The 12184-nt window shown below is 69.0% G+C and carries 14 protein-coding genes and 4 pseudogenes; 15 read left to right on the top strand and 3 right to left on the bottom strand.

What is annotated here, in order from left to right; all coding sequences use genetic code 11:
• Positions 1–22: 22 nt before the first annotated feature.
• The 3 genes from ABZV31_RS27445 to ABZV31_RS27435 all read left to right on the top strand — a co-directional run bounded on the left by ABZV31_RS27445 (position 23) and on the right by ABZV31_RS27435 (position 1786).
• A complete protein-coding gene (locus ABZV31_RS27445; RefSeq protein ID WP_355898951.1) occupies positions 23–628 on the top strand; it encodes a DUF5994 family protein in 606 nt (201 codons plus the stop codon).
• A 5-nt stretch (positions 629–633) separates the two neighbouring features.
• Positions 634–870 carry a hypothetical protein gene (locus tag ABZV31_RS27440; RefSeq protein ID WP_355898948.1) on the top strand — a complete coding sequence of 79 codons (237 nt, stop codon included), beginning with the start codon at positions 634–636 and terminating at the stop codon, positions 868–870.
• A 493-nt stretch (positions 871–1363) separates the two neighbouring features.
• Complete coding sequence (locus ABZV31_RS27435) at positions 1364–1786, top strand: STAS domain-containing protein (RefSeq protein ID WP_355898945.1); 423 nt, start codon at positions 1364–1366, stop codon at positions 1784–1786.
• A gap of 157 nt (positions 1787–1943) precedes the next feature.
• On the opposite strand, the pseudogene ABZV31_RS27430 reads toward ABZV31_RS27435, so the two are convergent.
• Positions 1944–2227 (bottom strand): annotated as a pseudogene (locus tag ABZV31_RS27430) (transcriptional regulator); the annotation flags it as partial.
• Positions 2228–2250: 23 nt separating this feature from the next.
• Between ABZV31_RS27430 and ABZV31_RS27425 the strand changes: the two are divergent.
• The 7 genes and pseudogenes from ABZV31_RS27425 to ABZV31_RS27395 all read left to right on the top strand — a co-directional run.
• Positions 2251–2679: pseudogene (locus ABZV31_RS27425) on the top strand (FtsK/SpoIIIE domain-containing protein); the annotation flags it as partial.
• Positions 2675–3036: pseudogene (locus ABZV31_RS27420) on the top strand (SpdA protein); the annotation flags it as partial. The pseudogenes ABZV31_RS27425 and ABZV31_RS27420, both read left to right, overlap by 5 nt.
• Before the next feature lie 19 nt (positions 3037–3055).
• Positions 3056–3256: a hypothetical protein gene (locus ABZV31_RS27415; protein WP_355898942.1), complete on the top strand. Its 201-nt coding sequence runs from the start codon at positions 3056–3058 to the stop codon at positions 3254–3256.
• Positions 3256–3447, top strand: coding sequence for a mobile element transfer protein (locus ABZV31_RS27410; protein WP_355898940.1), 192 nt, complete (start codon positions 3256–3258; stop codon positions 3445–3447). Before ABZV31_RS27415 ends, ABZV31_RS27410 begins: the two co-directional genes overlap by 1 nt.
• Before the next feature lie 9 nt (positions 3448–3456).
• Entirely contained in the window at positions 3457–3651 is a 195-nt protein-coding gene (locus tag ABZV31_RS27405) for a hypothetical protein (protein ID WP_355898938.1), read from the top strand.
• A gap of 121 nt (positions 3652–3772) precedes the next feature.
• On the top strand, positions 3773–3961 hold the full coding sequence (locus ABZV31_RS27400) for a hypothetical protein (RefSeq protein ID WP_355898935.1): 189 nt from the start codon (positions 3773–3775) through the stop codon (positions 3959–3961).
• Positions 3962–4152: 191 nt separating this feature from the next.
• Positions 4153–4698, top strand: a pseudogene (locus tag ABZV31_RS27395) (tyrosine-type recombinase/integrase); the annotation flags it as partial.
• Between the two features lie 416 nt (positions 4699–5114).
• Here the strand turns inward: ABZV31_RS27395 and ABZV31_RS27390 are convergent.
• Positions 5115–5504, bottom strand: a complete 390-nt coding sequence (locus ABZV31_RS27390) for a group 1 truncated hemoglobin (RefSeq protein ID WP_355899120.1) — start codon at positions 5502–5504, stop codon at positions 5115–5117.
• Positions 5505–5547: 43 nt separating this feature from the next.
• Entirely contained in the window at positions 5548–6405 is an 858-nt protein-coding gene (locus tag ABZV31_RS27385; protein ID WP_355898932.1) for an MOSC domain-containing protein, read from the bottom strand.
• Between the two features lie 240 nt (positions 6406–6645).
• On the opposite strand from ABZV31_RS27385, the gene ABZV31_RS27380 reads away from it, so the two are divergent.
• The 5 genes from ABZV31_RS27380 to ABZV31_RS27360 all read left to right on the top strand — a co-directional run bounded on the left by ABZV31_RS27380 (position 6646) and on the right by ABZV31_RS27360 (position 12122).
• Positions 6646–6834, top strand: a complete 189-nt coding sequence (locus tag ABZV31_RS27380; RefSeq protein WP_355898929.1) for a hypothetical protein — start codon at positions 6646–6648, stop codon at positions 6832–6834.
• A 541-nt stretch (positions 6835–7375) separates the two neighbouring features.
• Entirely contained in the window at positions 7376–8554 is a 1179-nt protein-coding gene (locus ABZV31_RS27375; protein WP_355898926.1) for a helix-turn-helix domain-containing protein, read from the top strand.
• Between the two features lie 143 nt (positions 8555–8697).
• On the top strand, positions 8698–10005 hold the full coding sequence (locus ABZV31_RS27370; RefSeq protein WP_355898924.1) for an amidohydrolase family protein: 1308 nt from the start codon (positions 8698–8700) through the stop codon (positions 10003–10005).
• Positions 9995–10390 carry an ATP-binding protein gene (locus ABZV31_RS27365; protein ID WP_355898921.1) on the top strand — a complete coding sequence of 132 codons (396 nt, stop codon included), beginning with the start codon at positions 9995–9997 and terminating at the stop codon, positions 10388–10390. Before ABZV31_RS27370 ends, ABZV31_RS27365 begins: the two co-directional genes overlap by 11 nt.
• 307 nt (positions 10391–10697) lie before the next feature.
• A complete protein-coding gene (locus ABZV31_RS27360; RefSeq protein WP_355898919.1) occupies positions 10698–12122 on the top strand; it encodes an MFS transporter in 1425 nt (474 codons plus the stop codon).
• The last annotated feature ends 62 nt before the right edge of the window (positions 12123–12184 follow it).

Here is a 12184-nt window from a genome sequence, read left to right as displayed (position 1 = left end):
GGCCCGGGGTTGGGTCCGCATCATGACCGCGACCATTCTGTTTACGCCCGCGGTCGAAGACCGGACCCCTTCTTCGTTGCCGCTCCGACTCATGCTGGCGCCGGCTGGCACCGCTCCGGCCCTGATCGACGGTGCCTGGTGGCCCCGCTCCCGCAACCTGACGGAGCAGCTCCCGGCGCTCATCGAGGTACTCGACCCGTTGTGGGGGCGGATCACCCGAGTAACGGTCAACCCCACGTTCTGGCCGGTCATCCCACGAAAAGTGCCCGCCCACGGGCACGTGGTGCACGTCGGCTGGTTCAAGGCCGAGCAAGACCCGCACAAGCTGCTGCTGCTCTCCTACACCGTCGGCCGCTGGGATCTGCTGGTGATCCCACCGGAGACAGAGCCGGCCACCGCGGCCCGGCTGATGACCACGGCCACTGACCCGTCGCGGAGTCTCACGGCGAGCGGCCTGATCCATGAGGCCGAACTCTTCCGGATCGTGGCAGAGGAAACAGCCGACTCGGACTCGATCCGGGAGACAGTCTGGGACTCCGAATGCGGGTATGACGCCCGCCACCCGACCTCAACTATCCCTGTCGGGGCAGTCATTGACCACGTGCCGACCCCGGCAGAAGGAATGTGAAAGGCATGGAGACCTTCGCGACGGTGATCGTGCTCCTGGCGATGATCGCCTTGGGCGTGCTCGTGATTCAGCTGTTCACCACGCGCCACGACGATCGTCGCATGGCGCCCTTGCCCTCCGACCGTTCCCGGCCGGAGGGCAAGGGCTCGCCCGAGGGCAAGGGCTCGGGGCGGACCGCCGCAGCACGCAGCGCGACAAGCGGACTGTGGCGGCTCCGGCCGTGGCACCGCACCAAGAAATGAGCCCCTGCACAACCGGCTCAGCGGAAGGGCTCCCGCACAAAGGCGGCGCGCCATGACCGGTGCCCGACCGCCCGGCGGCTTCGGCCCGTTCCTTCGCCCGACCGCGGACTATGCCGCGTAGAGACGTCGACGTCCGAGATCCCGATGCGCGTTGCTTTTGGCACGGATGCCTGCGGTAGCGGACTCCGTCCGATCGCCCGGCGCATCCGCCCGAGGGAACCCGTGCCTCTGCCTGGAACACAGGCTGCTGGACCGACCGTTCGCCTCTCTGCATGAGAGCACGACCGTGTACGGAGCGCAGGAAGAGCCGGGAGTCCGGCCCGTACGGCGCTGCCCGGCCGGTCTCCTGAACCGAGGCGCCATGCCCATTCACAGGCTGCTGGACCGACCGTTCGCCTCTCTGCATGAGAGCACGACCGTGTACGGAGCGCAGGAAGAGCCGGGAGTCCGGCCCGTACGGCGCTGCCCGGCCGGTCTCCTGAACCGAGGCGCCATGCCCATTCCACAGCTGACCTTCTACCGGCACGACAAGCACAGCCGGGCGTTGATCACCCTGGCCGGTGAGATCGGCCTGGTGACGGAACACCTCGTGCGCGAGTCGCTGGGGCAATGCCTGCGCGACGGCATCCGCACCATCGACGTCGTCCTGACCACCGTCACCTTCTGCGACGTGACCAACCTCAACGCCTTCCTCCACGCGTCGCGGGCAACCGCCGTGGCTGGCGGATCTCTGCGGCTGCACTACCCGCCCCCGGTGCTGGCTCGACTCATCGCCCTCACCGGCACTGGCACCCTGCTCCTCGGCCTCCCAGGCGGCCTCCTCGTGAGCCGGCCGACCCGGCAGCATGCGTCTGATCCGGAGCCCCCACACGGGATCGCGCCTGCCATGCCTGCTATTCCGGAGCGTGTGTTGTGAGGGGGCGTTCCGGGGCAGGGCAACCGCAGAAACCCGTTAGCCACGAGCCGTCCCCCATGGACGCGGTACGTCTACGCCGACTGAACCGCTGGCAGACCGAGAGCCTGAAAGAGGACCTGGCCGACCTGTACGAACGGTCGGCCTGAGTGCTGGTTCGTCATCGAGCGATCGATTCCCCGGGGCTCGGTTTCGAGGGCTGCTCGTGTGCGGCCATGTCGAGGAGGACGGTCGCGTCGTGCTCAGGTGTGGCAGGTTCGGCGTAGTAGGTGACCAGACGCTGGCCGGGGGTGCCTTCCAGCTGCAGTAAGTGGTAGCCGAGGGCGAAGGTGCCGACGTTGGGGTGGTGGAAGGGGTCTTGCGGCCGTGGCTGCGGGCCTTGACGTCGTAGCGTTCCCACAGGCGCGCGAAGTCCGTGCTCTTGAGCAGGAGTTCGCCGACCAGTTGTCGAGGTCGGGGCGGCGCCCCTGGCCGTCCGGGCGACCACGCGCCGCGAGGTGCGACCGGTGCCCCCGCGCCGGGGAGTGATCCGACCCACCTCGACGGGGCTGCGCCTACGGCTGCGGCTGGCTCCGATCCAGGAACCGGCGGACGTGGCCGCCTCCGCCGAACGGCTGCGGCACGCCTGGGGCGTCCACGCCGTACACGTGCGGGACGTCAAGCCTGGTGTCGTCGAACTCCGGCTCATCGGCTACGACGTCTTGCACAAGGTGCGGATGCCGCGTCGAGTCGAGCGTGGGCTTCTCCGGGTGCCGGTGGCCCTGCGGGAGGACGCGACCGCGTTCTTACGCGACTACCGCGCCGTACCGCATGAACTCGTCCTCGGCGCGACGCTGTCGGGCAAGTCCATGTACCTGCGCAATCTGTTCGCCGGCCTCGCGGCCCAACCCGTCGCTCGGCGCCAACGTCGCCACGGCCGGACTGCTCGACCTGGACGACGTACCCGCCTGGCTCCGCATCCTCGTCGCCGGGGGGCCCGCTATCGCCTTCCTCGGCGGAACGCTGCTCGCTCACGGGTCACCGGAACCCGAAGCGGCGGCGGCTGCGGTACCTGAACAGCCCACCGCAGAACCGGTACCGGAACCGGCTCCGCCGTCGACAACTCCGTCCCGCCCGCCCTCGTCGCTCACGCCCGCAAGGTCGCCGACGAACACCGCGCCCGGACCGGAACGCCCATCGACACCCCGACGCTTCGCGCCCGGCTCGGCGTCCCGATGCCGCTCGCCGAAGCCATCGCCACCCGACTCACCTGACCCCGGAGGACTTTCCCCCGTGCGCCCGTCCACGCTCCGCGCGCTGAAGCGCGCCGCCGAGCTGACCCGGAAGAACCGCTTCACCGAAGCCGTGCTCATCGCCGAACCCGTGATCCTCGCCGCCGACATCGACGAGGGCGACGAGATCCGGCGGTGGCTGCTCGACCACGTCGCCGGATTCACCGGCGAGAACCGCAACGATGCGAAGGAGCTGCCCTGATGCCCGCCAACCCCCGCTTCCGCCGGGCCGTCGGCATCGGCCCCGTCCAGGTCGGCACGTACTACGACAGCCGGGGCCGCGAGAAGCACACCGCCGCCTGCACGGCTCCGCGCTGCGGCTTCTCGACCGACTACGACAGCCGCGCCGCCGCCGAGCTGGCCGCCCGCACTCACCGCTGCCGCGTCCGCTGAGGAGACCCCGTGACCGTCACGCTGCCGCTCGTCTTCGTTCTGGGCGTCATCGCCTGGGCCGCGATCAAGTTCCTCGGCATCCGCCTCTGGGTCGCCGTCGTGATCGCCCTGTTCGGCTTCTGGCTCTCGCACACCTTCCTCGCCCCCGCCATCGAGTCCGGCACCCGCTCCGGAGTCGACGTCGTCAACGGCACCCACAAGTGACAAGGAGACCCGCCGTGTTGTTCCGCCCTCAGCTGCCCGACGCTCCGTACCTGCCGACGACCGTCACCACGCACCACCAGGGCCAGGCTCCGGTGCCGTCCGCCGGCCGCCCGCCCCCTACGTGGGCGCGGTCGCCGCCGTGGTCGTCGTCGGCGTCGTCCTCACCGCGTTCCTGGCGGCGGTCGCCGCCGTGGTCGTCGTCGGCGTCGTCCTCACCGCGTTCCTGGCGGCGGTCGCCGTCTCGGCCGTGTCCGTCGCCATCGCCGCCGTGGTCCTGCGCTCCCTCGTCAGCAACGCCAACAGGCGCTGACCGGCCACCGGGGCGGCGCAACACCGCCAAGCATCCCGCCGTCCCGGGCCGTCCCTCCCAACCACCGAGACAGCCGAAAGGGACTCCCATCCCTACGCACCAAACCCCGCCCCCGCTGGCGGAACTGAGCACACTGGCCGCCCTCGGCGCCATGCCCGGCCTCGCCCGGCAGCTCGCGGGCCTGGGCGGCTGAGCTGGCCGGCCTTCGCCGCCGGGACGTCGACCTCGACAACCTCGTGATCCGTGTCCGCGTCGCCGAGCCGGAGCGCACCAATGGCAAGCGGGCCCCGGGTCCCACCAAGTCCGATGCGGGCGCCCGCGTCGTCGTCCTCCCGGCCTTTCACCACAAGGAGGTGAAGCAACATCTCGCCTGATTCGCCGAGAAGGGGCCTGACGGCCTGCTCTTCGTCGGCGAGAAGGGCGCTCCCTTCCGGCGTACCTCCTTCGGCCGGAAGTGGCGGCGTGCCCGCGCTGCCGTCGGCCTCCCGGACGGCTTCCGCTTCTACGACCTTCGTCACACCGGACACACGCTCTCGACCCGTTCGGGCGCCACCCTCAAGGACACGATGGTCCGCGCCGGCCAGTCCTCCGAGAAGGCCGCGCTGATCTACCAACACTCCGACGAGGAGCGGCAGCGCGACGTAGCGGCCGGGCTCGACAGCATGGTCCGCGCCGAGCGTGCGAAGCACCACAACCACGATCGCGCGCACCACAAGGAGAAGCCCACCGGCAGCTAACCGAGCCTTATGGTGCGGTTGTGGTGCGCGGGCCGCCCACCGGTCTAGACAACAAAGAACCCCCGGGCCTCTGACCTGGGGGTTTGTCATGGAGCGGGTGACGAGAATCGAACTCGCGCTCTCAGCTTGGGAAGCTTGGGTGATCTAGGACTGGTGGCCCTGCTGACCTGCGACGGAACGATGTAGGCGCCCAAGCGTCCGCCGACCTGATGCCCGGTACTCCCCGTGGTTCCCCGCGCGATCTGGCACGCATCTGGCACGACCTCTTCGTCCCGAACTACCGGCGGAAAGGTCGCTGATGTCTTCTGCGCTGGTCCGCCGTGGTCTTTGGGTTTCCGTAGTCGACTGCGGTGGGGGCGGTTGCTGTACTTTCCTGCTGTGCTGCAACGCCTCCGGAGGCCGGCGCTTCCTCTGGCTCAGGACGCCGGTCCAACAACGATGGAGTCTCGGGTGCTCTCGACGATGACGAGCAACTCCGACCGTTCCTGCTGCGGTACCTTGAACTTTTCGAGCGTCTGGTTGAAGTCGTCGATGAAGGCCTCCCACTCGTCCCCGGTAATCAGCATGTCGCGATGGGAGTCTTTCATCGTGCGACCCGTGTATCGCTGCGGTCCCCCGGTTGCTTCGCCGACCATTTCCGTCACCAGGTATTTGAATCCCGGCGGCAACACGCGGTGGTGCGCCTCGTCGACGCGAGGATTCGCGTTCAGCCGGTCGTCAACCATGATCCGATCGATGAAATCGTCGACGACGGTGGCGATGTTGTAGATACCGCCGAGTCGCTCGTAGAGCGAAGTTGGATGCATTTCCACGTTCGCTTCCTCCAGATTCGCGGTGACTCGCGTCCAATCACGCGAGCGTGACGGGATCGCCGCGCCGGATTGTGCCGCCCGCGATCACGTCGGCATAGACCCCCACATTCACCTGATTGTGCTGCGCTGCCGTCCGCAGGATGCCAGCGTCCCGCGGTAGGTCCCCCTGCGGCAGCGTGATCATGACGCAGCGAGAGCAGGGGCCAGTGATCTGCAAGCGGACCTCGTCGCCGATCGCCACCGTGTGACCGATCCAGTCGTTCTCCACGAAGCCCTGCTCGTCCGGGCCGGTTGCCACGACAATGTTCGGCCGAAACCGCCGAACCTCGAAGCGTCCCTCGGGATACAGCAGGCGCAGCCGCTCGATCGTCGCCGTCGTGACCAAGTGCACGACGGCGATATCGAAAAACGTCCCCGCTGGCAGTTCCCACTCGGTCACGGTGTCCCTGTGGTCGAGACCCTCCATATCCGGCCAATACTCCTCGGCCGTCGCGCCCGACAACTCTCCCTCGCCTCGCGTCTTCGCAAGCGTGACCTCCCGGCCGAGCGCTTTGGAGAGGATCTGTGCTAGGTGAGGCTGGTTGCTCGTTACGGCAGTCCCATTGGGCAGGGTTAGGCGGACGGCAGGTAGCTTCGATCCCGCCTGCGGAGGCTCGACATAGGCAGCGCGAAAATCGAAGAAGTTGCCCCACTTACGTGGATTCTTCGCGCCCGCGACCTTTCCCGTCACTGCGTCGACAATGGCAAATCGCCGATCCCCGACGAGCCCGCGCTCCGTGACCTCGGAGGCGTTCAACTCCTCCCCCAGCATCGACTTCACTGGATAGCGCCACAGTGCGACGACCGAACCACCCTCCCCATGCGGGGAAGGCGAGTTGGACGGATCCGTTTGCACGACGGCCTCCTTCGATTTTCATCGCACGAGCGCGACCCTCGCGTCGGCACCCTCCTAACAAGCGGAAACTTCAGGCATCCTCCTGTCAAACGGAAAGCCTGGAACCGGCCCGGGCGCGGTGGAGCCGGCCGCCCCAACCACAGCGGGGTTTCCCTCCTCGGCCCGCATGCACGCAGCGCGCCGCCTGGCGCGGCCAGCCGGGGCGAAGACAGGAGGCGGGCCGAGGAGGGAAACCCCGCTGTGATCAACCTCAACCAGCAGTGGCCGGCCTGGGAGGAGCGTCGGAAGGAGCTTGTCCGCGTCGGCGAAGGAGTGAACGGGAAGAACTCGGCAACGTATCTCGAGACCACCAGGACCGTCTTCACCGAGCCTCCGTTCATGCTCTTCGCCCTACTTGAGAACGTCCGCTCAATGACCGGGCGGCGTTAGTCATTCGGCCTCGCCCGCGTAGCCTCTTCAATCGCCGATCGACCTTCTTGACGCCTCGCGCCGGGGTTCGTTCCGCCCGGCGCGCTTCGTGTCGTTCAGCTCCCGCAGCACCACCGGGAGCAGATGCGCCATGTAACGGGCACCGATCTGGTCGGTGTAGTGGGCGAGATCAGGTGGGAACAGGAGGCGAAAACGCGGCTCCCAACCCCTTAGGCGACCGAGGAGGTCCATCCGCCGGGCCTCCCATGTGCACTGCTCGGGGCCCAGCCCCAGTCTGTGGCTGGGAGGATCACGATGGAGTCCCCTCGGGTTTCACCGACGACCTGCAGATCTGCGTAGGTTCGTGGAGGGGCTTCTTACGCGCGGCATCTGTCGATGAGACTCCCGCCAGTGGCATTGCGACTTGCCCAACTCTCGCTCGGTCGGACGGACAGGTGCCCCTTGGCATCCTGGAGTGTCTGTCTGTCTGACAGTATGTTCCTAGCAGTGGGATGCGCAGACGCCGTTCTGCCTCGCTCTCGGGACGTTGTGGGAGGCCGCGGTGTTGCAGGAGTTGCAGGACGTCATCAACGACATTTCTGCCGAGGTCGGCGTGCCGACGTCGCTCACCGACACCCGGCTGAACTCCCTCGTCTTCGGGCCCCACGACGACACCGAGATCGACTCCGTGCGCCGGCAGGCGCTGCTGCTGCGGTCGACCCCCGAGTGGGTGCGGGAGTGGTTCGGGCGCTACGGCATCGACACGGCGACCGGCCCGGTGCGCATCCCGGCCGACCCGGAGCGCGGGCTGGCCAGCCGCGTCGTGGTCCCCGCCCGCTGGGCCTCGACCACCTGCGGGTACATCTGCCTCCTCGACGTCCGTCACGAGCTGGACGAGACACGCCTGAGCACCGTCGTCGACGCCGCCCAGGAGGTGGGGCGCGTGCTGTATCTGGACCAGCAGGCCCGGCACAGCGACGCCGACCTGCTCGCTGATCTCGTACGGGGGTCGGCGGCCGTACGGGGCAAGGCTGCCGCGCGCCTCAGCGAGCAGGGGCGTTTTCCCGTCGGCTGGCCGGTCACCGTCCTGTTCCTGCGGCCCCTGGGTGGAGCGGCGTCCGGCACGGACGCTCTGGAGCACTGGCTGTGGCGGGACCACGGGGCCCTGCCCCGGGGCGCCCTCCGCTGCCTCGACGCTCAGGGCGCCGTGATCCTGGCAGCCGTGCCGCCGACCGCGGAGCCCGCGTATGCGCAGCGCATCGCCGATCATCTGCTCGCCGGTGAACACGACCTCCCCGAGCTGATCGTCGGCATCGGTGACGCCCAGCCCGACCTGCACGACGCCCACCTGTCGTACGAGCACGCCCAGCTGGCCGCACGGGCGGCAACGGTCTGGCCGGAGACGGGGCCGGTGTGCTCCTGGGACCGGCTCGGCGCACTGCGTGTGCTGATCGGTACGCCCGAGCATCTGCTGCGGGATCTGATGGACCCGCGGGTGGCCTTGCTCATGGAGGGGCAGCCCTCCCACGCGGGTCTCATCGACACCCTCGAGACCTATCTCGACTCCGGCTGCGACAACCAGGCCACCGCGGCGCGTCTGCATGTGCACCGGGGCACGGTGTACTACCGCCTGGAGAAGGCGGCCGCCCTGTGCGGGATGGATCTGAGCGACGGGCTGGACCGGCTCGCCCTGCACCTGGGGATCAAGCTGCTGCGGTTGATCGAGTCGAAGGCCGACTGAGCCGCTGGCCGGGCGGCCACGCGGCCTCTGAACGATTGCCGTACGGCGGGGGGCGTTCCTCGCAACGGTTGTCCATGGTTCGGCTCGTACGCGGTTCCTAGCGTGAGCAGCAGCCTGCTGGTACACCCGCGAAGGAGCCCGACGTGGACACGTTCTACCTGGTCAATGCCCGGATCATCGACGGCAGCGGGGCCGACCCCGTCGAGACAGGGTGGATCCGTGTCGAAGGCCGGCGCATCACGGGCATGGGCCGGTCCGCTGTCGACACCGGCCGTAACCAGGTCATCGACGCCGACGGCCGTACCGTCCTGCCGGGCCTGATCGACGCCCACACCCACCTCGCGGCGACCGAGATGCTCAACCTGGTGGACACCGTCTCCCGCCCCGTCCTGGCCGCGAAGACCTTCGCCAACATGCGCCAGACCCTGGCCGCCGGCTTCACCACCGTGCGGGACGCCGGGTTCACGGACTACGGGTTCAAGCAGGCGGTGGAGGCAGGGCTTGTCCCCGGCCCCCGGATGTTCCTTGCGACCGGCCCCCTGAGCCAGACCGGTGGGCACAGCGATTTCCGCCCGGCCGAGGAGCAGGACCGGCAGCGGCGCAGCGACGGCCTGTACCACCCCGGCGTGGTCGTTGACGGCGTCGCGCAGTGCCAGTGGGGTGCCCGCGAGGTGCTGCGTCGTGGAGCGGACCAGATCAAGATCATGGCCGGGGGCGGCTGCACGTCCCCGACCGACCACGTGACCCACACGCAGTTCACCGCCGAGGAGATCGCGGCCATCGTCCATGAGGCGCGGGCCCGGCACACCTACGTCATGGCGCACGGCTACACCCCCGAGTCGATCCGGACCTGTGTCGCGGCCGGCGTGCGCAGCATCGAGCACGCCAACCTGGTCGACGAGGAGGCCGCCGAGGCGATGGCCGCGGCCGGCACCTTCGCCGTTCCCACCATCGCCACGTTCGACCTGCTGGTCCGTGACGGGCAGGAGCAGGGTCTTACGGCCGACAGCGCCGCCCAGGCCGCCCATGTGCTGGAGCGGGCGTACGAGGCCCTGCGCATCCTGCGCGACAAGGGCGTACGCATCGGCTCCGGCTCCGACGTCCTCGGCGCGCACCAGCCCTTCAAAGCACTGGAGTTGCAGCTGAAGGCATCCGTGCTGGGGCCGATGGACGCGGTCGTGGCCGCGACGCGCACCAACGCCGAGCTGCTGGGGCTCGCCGACGACCTCGGCACGCTCGCTCCGGGGAAGATCGCCGATCTGGTCGTTGTCGACGGGGATCCCCTCGACGACATCTCGGTCCTCCAGGACAGCGGTCGTATCCACCTCGTGGTCAAGGACGGCCAGGTGGTGGTCGATCGGGTCGGCCTGTCCTCTGCCTCGTCCGTCTCATCCGTCTCGTCCCCGCAGGCCCGGCGGCCGGCGCTGGAACCGGAAGTTGTTGTGCCATGACCACCGCAATGATGCCGCCCCGGCACGCGGATCGACCCGTCCCGGCGCGAGCGCGCGCACCCGCACCTCCCAGCCCGAGGGCGGCGTCCTGTTGCAGGACGCCGCCCTCGCGGCCTTCCCGGCCGAGGCGAGGTGGCTCGGCTCGGTCCGCTCGTTCGCCCGGTCGGCGCTCGGCAGGTGGCCGCTGTCGGACGACACGCGCGATGCGGCGATGGCCGTCCTGGGCGAGTTCACGGCCAACGCCGTGGTGCATGGTCGTAGCGAGCTCTATGTGCTGATGTCGGTGTCAGACCGGTGCCTCACGCTGTCCGTCCGTGATTCCGGTGAGGTCCGGCCTCGGAAGAGCCCGCCCTGGCGGACGACGAGCACGGCCGTGGGCTGCTGATGGTGGACGTGCTGGCGGAGCGTTGGGAAGCCGAGAGCACGGAGCTCGGCTGGTGCAGCACCGCCTGGCTGGCGGTCCCGGGACCGGTTCAGCGCGACGCGGCCTGGACGTAGCGCGCAGGCAACCGGGAGTTTTTCGTCCGATGCCCAAAGGGACGCGGGCGAACTCGGAACCGGTGCACATGTTTCCGGTCTTCCAGGGCTTCTACGGTCCTTCCCACCAGCGGCGTTCACCGCTTCTGGCTCCTCCCTCCCTCTTCGTTCGGGCCCGGCCCACAGCCCCAGCGCCCCCGATCCCGAGGACCGACATGAACCACATCGCACGGCTCGAACGTCTGCCTCTGAGCCGCATCCATCGCAGACTCCTGATCATCGGTGGTCTCGGCTACACCTTCGACGGTGCCGACGCGGCGATCATCGCCTTCATCCTGCCGGTGGTCGCCCAGCAGTGGGCCCTGAGCGCCGGCCAGATCTCCCTGCTGGCCAGCGCGCTGCTCATCGGGTTCTTGTTCGGGGCCCTCACCGCAGGCACGCTGGGTGACAAGCTGGGCCGGAAGAAGGTGATGCTCGGCTCACTCATCGTGTACACGGGCATGACGCTGGTCGCCGCGTTCAGCCCCAACTACTGGGTTCTGTTCACCTTCCGGGTGCTGGCCGGCGCCGGTATCGGGGCGGAGAGCGCGATCATCGCTCCCTACCTGTCGGAGTTCGTGCCCGGTCGCCACCGTGGCCGGTTCATCGGCGCGGTCGCCGGCTTCTTCTCCTTCGGGTACGTCGTGTCCGCGCTGATCGGCCGGTACGTGATCTCACCGTTCGACGACGGGTGGCGGTACGCCCAGCTCATCCTGGCCGTGCCCATCCTGGTGGTCATCTGGTGGCGGCGGTCCATGCCGGAATCCCCGCGCTACCTGCTGTGCAAGGGCCGTGTGGAGGAGGCGGAGCAGGTGGTCGGCGCGCTGGAGGAGGCGGTGCGCAAGGAGACCGGTGCGGCCCTGCCGCCCGTTCCCGCGGAGCCGGACTCGGTGTCGGCCACCGGTCACCTCGCCCATGCCTCCATGGGGAAGAAGCTCGCCGTGCTGTGGAGCGGCCCCTACGCCAAGCGGACCTTCGTGGCCTGGGTGATGTGGTTCTGCCTCACCTTCGCCTACTACGGCTTCTTCACGATGATGCCCAAGCTGCTGGCGGACAGCGGCATGACGGTCGTGAAGTCGTTCAGCTTCGTGCTGTACATCTACCTGGCCCAGATCCCCGGCTACTTCAGCGCCGCGTTCCTGTCCGAGTACCTCGACCGCAAGCGGTCCATCGCCCTGTACCTGTCCGGAGCGACGCTGTCCGCCCTCGGCATGGCGCTGTCCGACTCCAGCGGCGCGATCATCGGTTTCGGCGCCGCGCTGTCGCTGTTCATGAACGGCGTCTACGCCCTGCTCTACACGTACACGCCCGAGACCTACCCCACCGAGATTCGCGCCACCGGGCAGGGGACCGCCTCCGCCTTTGGCCGTATCGGCGGCATCATCGCCCCGTTCGCCTTCACCGCCGCGGCGGCGCAGGGCGGCCTGAACGCCGTCTTCGGCGTCACGTCGGTCGTCCTGCTGGCGGGTGCGTTGACCGTCCTTTCGCTGGGGCTCGCCACCAAGGGGCGCACGCTCGAGGACCTCAGCCCGGAGCGCCGGACCCGCACCACGGACCCGGACTGTGCGGCCGCCCCGGTGGACAGCCCGGCCTCGCCCTGACCCGCGGTCGCCCGATGCGCCCCGGCATGCTGTCCCGCCCGGGGCGCATCACGCATGTCCCC

The sequence above is a fragment of the Streptomyces sp. NPDC005202 genome (assembly GCF_040608235.1).
Lineage (GTDB): Bacteria > Actinomycetota > Actinomycetes > Streptomycetales > Streptomycetaceae > Streptomyces.
The sequence above is the reverse complement of the archived record's forward strand: the minus strand, read 5'-3'. Positions and strand labels throughout refer to the sequence as shown.